We start from the raw sequence: 5,718 nt of genomic DNA on the forward strand, positions 1-5,718 counted from the left end.
CTCCACCATAACGATGAACCCGGTGGCCACCAGCGACGCCGCATTCCGGGGTGGGGCATGCCCCACCCCGGAATACACCATCGCCTACACCGGAAATTACACCACGAGCGCGGACGCTAACTCTCCCCGAGGTCAGTGCGCTACTGATCCAGGAAATCGGCCGCGCAAAAATGCACGCGGCGGACCGGATACCTGCAGACGTGGTCACCATGCATTCGACTGTGCGATTCACTGACTCAGCGAGCGGCAAGGATTACAGCTACAAGCTGGTCTATCCGAAAGACGCCGACATCGCCTCTGGGCGGATATCGATCCTGACGCCTGTTGGGGCTGGGCTCATCGGGCTGCGCGAGGGTCAGTCGATCTTGTGGCCCGATCGCGACGGCAACGAGCGCAGCCTCGGGATCACCAGCGTGAGCCGCGAGACCTGATGGCACGGCGTTCCGGTCGGACACGGCGATGCGAGCGATAAGTCCGACCGAACGCAGCTATATCGCGATTTGGAAGCTGTCAGCGCGCGCAAGCCGCCAGGCTGCGCTGTAAAAGTCTCGTTCCGACGCGCCACTTAGCAATTCTCCATGTTCCAGAAATATATGGAGCTGGGAGAATAGCCGAATCTCCGTGAGACTGACCCGGCGAACCAGGTGATGCGGGCCAAGGCGGCCGGGGTGATCGAGCCCTGCGGCGGCGATCATCTCGGACAGCGCCAACAGCGTATTGCGATGGAAATTGTAAACGCGGGTCGCCTTATCGCTCACGACGAGCGCGCGCTGGCGCATCGGGTCCTGCGTCGCGACCCCGGTTGGGCACAGATTTGTGTGGCACGACAGTGACTGGATGCAGCCGATGGCGAACATGAAGCCCCGTCCGGCATTGGTCCAGTCGGCTCCAAGCGCCATCACCGTGGCAATGTCGAAAGCGCTGACGATCTTGCCGGCGGCGCCGATCTTTATCTTCTGCCGCAGGCCCGCGCCGACCAGCGTATTGTGGACGAACAACAGACTCTCGCGCAGCGGCATGCCGAGATGGTCGGTGAACTCGAGCGGCGCGGCACCGGTGCCGCCCTCCGCGCCGTCGACGACGATATAGTCGGGAAGAATGCCCGTCTTGAGCATGGCTTTCACGATCGCCATGAACTCCCACGGCTGCCCCACACAGAGCTTGAAGCCCACCGGCTTGCCTTGCGACAGTTCGCGCAGACGGGCGATGAACTGGACGAGCTCGATCGGGGTGCTGAACGCCGAGTGCCCCGGGGGGGAAATGCAGTCGCGCCCCATCGGGATACCCCGCGTCGCGGCAATTTCGGGTGTCACTTTCTCGGCAGGCAGGATGCCTCCCTTGCCGGGCTTGGCCCCTTGGCTGATCTTGAGCTCAATCATTCGCACCTGCGAATCCGCCGCCTGCTCGGCAAAGCGTCCGGGATCGAAGGCGCCCTCTTCGTCGCGGCAGCCGAAATATCCGCTGCCGATCTCCCAGATGAGATCGCCGCCATGTTCGCGATGATAGGGACTGATCGAGCCTTCGCCCGTATCATGCGCAAAACCGCCGAGCTTCGCCCCTTTGTTCAGCGCGCGTATCGCGTTCGCACTGAGCGCGCCGAAGCTCATCGCCGAAATATTGAAGATCGATGCCGAATAGGGCTGGCGACAGGCCTCGCCGCCGATTGCAATCCGAAAGCCGGCCGGATCGGCGACAGGAGCGGGGCGCGTCGAGTGCGCGATGAACTCATAGCCATTTTCATAGACGTCGATGAGAGTACCGAAGGCGCGATCGCTTACCTCATTCTTGGCCCGGGCGTAGACAAGCGAGCGCTGGCTCCGCGAAAAAGGCGTTTCCTCATGATCGTCCTCGAAGAGATATTGCCGGAGTCCCGGGCGAATTTCCTCGAAGAACCATCGCAGTCGGCCGACGATCGGATAGTTGCGGCGTACCGAATGCAGCGGCTGCCGTAGATCGTAAAGCCCGATGCATGAGAATGTCACGCCCGAGGCGAGCAGCGCCCATGCCCAGGGCGCCGGAAGACCGGGAAGTGAAATGAGCGCCGCGGCTATGCTCGCGGCGAGCGGGATAAAACGAACGAAGGGCAAGGGAAGCTCCGCGACCTGCAGCAGGCCAGATTTGAGAGTGGGCGGTTGGCCGGCAGCCTCAGGGTCAGCCGAGAAACAGATGCACGCCGGCGACTGCGAGCGCAGCGGGCAACAGGATGTAAAGTGCAAACCCTGCTAACGGGGTTTGGAGATCCAGTTCGTGGTCGCGATAAAAACAGGACAATTTCCGGGAGAGCCGGACGTCACTCATGATGACCGCCTTGTCGACTAGCGACAGGGCCCGGAACTGCCGCATGAGAGCGGCGAGCTCGTGCTTTCCAAGGTCAGGATAGCGATCGAGCAAAGCCTCGACATCCTTCAACGTGGGCGACCGGGGCCGCCATCTTTCCATTCGCGCTATATATTTACTCATTTTCATTCCTTCGGGCCTCGCAAAGGGAGCCCGGCAAGATTCCGGGGTGATTTGTTTTATTGTCATGCATTATCGTGCGGCTCCCGCCGCCTCGGCGGCGGCGAGACGGGACTGGGAGGGGCTCGCCGAGATCATTGCGGCAATGATTGCGATCGAAACGCAGGCGGCGATCAACCATCCGCGCGCCGGTCGTCTAGTTATCGCGAGCATCAGGCTGTACAGGCCGATGACCGCCGCAACCAGAACCAGGCCCAGTATGTCTTCAAGGCTATATTGCCAGTGAAAGCTGGCTTCCGCCCATTCGCGCAACATCATTCAACTCCAACATTTGATCATCATGCCCACGCCCCAGCAGGCGGCGACAAACAGCGTGATGAATAGGACCAGCGAAACAATCCGCATTCGGGAGCCAAACTGAGGATGCTCGACCGGCGAGCCTAGCGAACACCGGATCATTCTGAATGTTCGTCCGCGTCGAGCGCCGCGCATCGCGCTTGCAGCGCGCTTACCAAGGCGAGCATTTCTCGTCGGACTCGCGCCGGCGCGGCTATTCGCGGGTCACACCATAGATCAGTGTATAGATCGGCGTAGGCACGCAATTTGGCCGAGATTTTAGCCTTTTCACCCTGGAGACGGCGCTCGATATCCGCCGCCTTCTGCGCGGCACGTTCAATCGGTAGCCCGCGCCCAGCGACATCGCTCCAGGCTGCGCGGCGCTGCGCCTCGACGGCGAGCCATCCCGGCGGCGTCGTGAAATGGCGCCGCAACGCGCCGACCATCGCCCGGGGTCGCGCCGCACCGGGATACAGGCGTAGCGCCGTTGCAAGTAATTGGTCTTCGGCTAGGGGTGAATGCTCCAACTCTTCGATCGGCGTGAGGCCGTGGTCGGAAATCGCCCGAAGGCGCGCAGCTTCGTGCGGCGGCGCGAGCATCGAACTCGCGCGGCGCGCCGCATCGTCAAGTATTTGGCGAAACAGCAATTGCTGTTCCCGGGGAGCAGTCACGTAAATCTCCATGGCCGCCAGCCCAAGGCTGGCAGCACGCTGTTGCAGTATTTCGAGGATCAGGCCTCCGAGCGGGACGATCTCAGCGCCGGAATAACGGCGGACCTAAGGTGCGGCCGCCCCGGATGGCGAACTGTCGGTCATGGCATCCGGCCAGCCTCGAAGCGCTGCCTGTGGTTGAGGAACACCCCGGGTCCGCCACCCGCGGAGCCGGGGCGGCTAGCGTTCGAGCAGCCGACCCACATAGTGCGCAAAGCGCGTAGGAGATGATGCATTATCGCTCATGACGCACGCAACATGGCGCTGACCCTGCGGAAGTCAAGCATGGTACCCCTCGCTAGCCTTTGCTTGTCGGCTGTCGCCGGGTCGATGAAAGCCGCGAATTTTATGGACGCTCGAGGCGATCTCATCGCGGCTTCTTGCTAACGTCGCCAAGAGCGACCGTTCGTCGGGCCGTGAGGCTGTCACCTTCGAGATATCGGGAAGCTGACCGAAAGGCTCGGCCGCAGCGGGCGAGATACAATGGACCACACCGGACCACTCGGGCATGACGGCGGCGAGCCATCGCGCAACGAAGCGGCCGGCGCGCGGCGAATGGATCAGGATTTGACCCACCTCGCCGAGGCGGTCCGCGATCGTATTGAACTCGCGCGGACCGCGCTCCTCGACACCGTAAACCGGCAAACGCACGACCCGGTAACGAGGTTCGAGCAGCGACTCCAGATCGCCGGCCGGCGTCGCCGCGCCGACATGCAGAATATCAGCCGGCCCGGCGAGTCCGTTGCGGATCGTCCGCGATAGATCGGCGAGGTTGCCCGACGCCGAAATGACGTGTCGGTAGCCGCGCGCCCGCGCATAGCGCGCGCTATGATCACCGACAGCGAACACGGGCACCTCGGCAAGCGACGGCGAGAAGCGGTGAAGTCTCACCCCGTTTAGACTCGTGAAGACGAGCGCGTCGGGCACCGCCATGAGCGGCGGCGCGGGTATCGGAACGACGCGCAACACCGGAGCACAGAGCGCATCATGCCCCGCGCCCGCAAGCCGTTTGGCCGTCAATCGGTTGAACGGGGCGGTGCGGGTCACCCAGATAAGCTCCTGCGTCATTGCGGCGCCATCGCGCGCGCCGCGCCGCGCCAATAGGCATCGACGCACCGTGCGAGAAACGCCATCGACAAGCTAGGACCGAGCACATCCTTCAGCAGAGGAACAAGATTGTCACCGAAGCGGCTGTAGACCGAACTCGGCAACTTGCGCGCGCGCGCCTCGGGAGCCAGCCGTCCTTCATAGGCCGCAATCGTCATATCGAGAAGGCGGTCGGCAGCAGCAGTGCCAGTTGCGATATCGATGTCGGCTCCGACGAGAAATCGCGCCGCAGCCGCCGAGAACGCAGCGCGTATGTCTTGCAGAAGACCGAAAGCTTCGGCTTCGGAAATCAGGCTATTCATTTTAAACTCCGGGCGCTGTCACGCCGCGACGAACCCGCAAATTGCGGGTTTCTTCTTCAGGAATGTGAAAGGAAGGATCCCGAGTCGGATCCGTATTTTCGAGCCTCGGAAACTGCCTCGCCGTGTCAGGCGGTGCAATCCGAGGCTTTCCCGCGCGTCAGCAGGCTCCCGGCATGGGCAAGGAAACGGAGAACCGTGTAAGTCATAATGCGGGCTATACCACAAACTGGAGAAAGGCCCAAATCGGCACTCCCGACCGCTCTTCAGGTAGGGCCCTTACATCCTGCGATGGCTGCGCATGGCGAAGCTCGACGTAATCCGCGCGACTCCGGGCAGCCGCGACAACACGTCTCGGTGGAACGCGCCATAATCGTCGATCCCTCCGATCTGGACGTGCAGAATATAGTCGCCATCGCCCGTCATAAGAAACCATTCCTGAACTTCCGGGTGCCGGCGGAGCGCTGCCTCGAAACGCAGCAAATATTCCTCCGACTGGCGTTCGAGTTCCACCTGCACGATCGCGATCGTCCCTTCGTCCGGCGACCCACCCGCCACGATCGTCGTATAGCCTCTGATCACACCCGACTGTTCGAGGAGCCGCACACGCCGCAAACAGGCCGATGGGGAGAGTCCGACCTCGGCGGCGAGATCGCTGTTCGTGATCCGGGCATTCAGTCGCAGACTCTTCAGGATGCGGCGATCCATATCACTCAGACTCGGCACGAAGATTCCTCCATCTGTTCGAAGATTCTGTCAAAAAATGCAGAAATCAGCACTGGCATTGGTCAATTCGGCGAAAAATTGCG

Annotated in this window: 8 protein-coding genes; 1 reads left to right on the forward strand and 7 read right to left on the reverse strand. The window is 62.0% G+C overall.

What is annotated here, in order from left to right; genetic code table 11:
* The first annotated feature begins 95 nt into the window (after nucleotides 1-95).
* The gene (gene rnk / locus L0963_RS19355; RefSeq protein WP_234181426.1) at nucleotides 96-431 is read left to right on the forward strand and encodes a nucleoside diphosphate kinase regulator; all 336 of its coding nucleotides are present in this window, start codon (nucleotides 96-98) and stop codon (nucleotides 429-431) included.
* A gap of 57 nt (nucleotides 432-488) precedes the next feature.
* On the opposite strand, the gene L0963_RS19360 is transcribed toward rnk, so the two are convergent.
* The 7 genes from L0963_RS19360 to L0963_RS19390 all read right to left on the reverse strand — a co-directional run bounded on the left by L0963_RS19360 (nucleotide 489) and on the right by L0963_RS19390 (nucleotide 5,635).
* The gene (locus tag L0963_RS19360) at nucleotides 489-2,087 is read right to left on the reverse strand and encodes an FMN-binding glutamate synthase family protein (RefSeq protein WP_234181407.1); all 1,599 of its coding nucleotides are present in this window, start codon (nucleotides 2,085-2,087) and stop codon (nucleotides 489-491) included.
* A 64-nt stretch (nucleotides 2,088-2,151) separates the two neighbouring features.
* Nucleotides 2,152-2,409: a hypothetical protein gene (locus L0963_RS19365; protein WP_234181416.1), complete on the reverse strand. Its 258-nt coding sequence runs from the start codon at nucleotides 2,407-2,409 to the stop codon at nucleotides 2,152-2,154.
* Nucleotides 2,410-2,529: 120 nt separating this feature from the next.
* On the reverse strand, nucleotides 2,530-2,772 hold the full coding sequence (locus L0963_RS19370; RefSeq protein ID WP_234181418.1) for a hypothetical protein: 243 nt from the start codon (nucleotides 2,770-2,772) through the stop codon (nucleotides 2,530-2,532).
* A gap of 140 nt (nucleotides 2,773-2,912) precedes the next feature.
* Nucleotides 2,913-3,476 carry a hypothetical protein gene (locus L0963_RS19375; protein WP_234181420.1) on the reverse strand — a complete coding sequence of 188 codons (564 nt, stop codon included), beginning with the start codon at nucleotides 3,474-3,476 and terminating at the stop codon, nucleotides 2,913-2,915.
* Nucleotides 3,477-3,782: 306 nt separating this feature from the next.
* The gene (locus L0963_RS19380; protein WP_234181422.1) at nucleotides 3,783-4,550 is read right to left on the reverse strand and encodes a uroporphyrinogen-III synthase; all 768 of its coding nucleotides are present in this window, start codon (nucleotides 4,548-4,550) and stop codon (nucleotides 3,783-3,785) included.
* A 17-nt stretch (nucleotides 4,551-4,567) separates the two neighbouring features.
* Nucleotides 4,568-4,912, reverse strand: coding sequence for a hypothetical protein (locus L0963_RS19385; RefSeq protein ID WP_234181424.1), 345 nt, complete (start codon nucleotides 4,910-4,912; stop codon nucleotides 4,568-4,570).
* A 276-nt stretch (nucleotides 4,913-5,188) separates the two neighbouring features.
* Complete coding sequence (locus L0963_RS19390; RefSeq protein ID WP_326490208.1) at nucleotides 5,189-5,635, reverse strand: Lrp/AsnC family transcriptional regulator; 447 nt, start codon at nucleotides 5,633-5,635, stop codon at nucleotides 5,189-5,191.
* Nucleotides 5,636-5,718: the final 83 nt, after the last annotated feature.

The sequence above is a fragment of the Sphingopyxis sp. NFH-91 genome (assembly GCF_021401285.1).
GTDB classification, from domain to species: domain Bacteria; phylum Pseudomonadota; class Alphaproteobacteria; order Sphingomonadales; family Sphingomonadaceae; genus Sphingopyxis; species Sphingopyxis terrae_A.

Coding starts and splice junctions, on each gene's coding strand:
- L0963_RS19370 (WP_234181418.1), bottom strand. CDS start 2,772: ATGTTGCGCGAATGGGCGGAAGCCAGCTTTCACTGGCAATATAGCCTT.
- L0963_RS19385 (WP_234181424.1), bottom strand. CDS start 4,912: ATGAATAGCCTGATTTCCGAAGCCGAAGCTTTCGGTCTTCTGCAAGAC.
- L0963_RS19375 (WP_234181420.1), bottom strand. CDS start 3,476: ATGGAGATTTACGTGACTGCTCCCCGGGAACAGCAATTGCTGTTTCGC.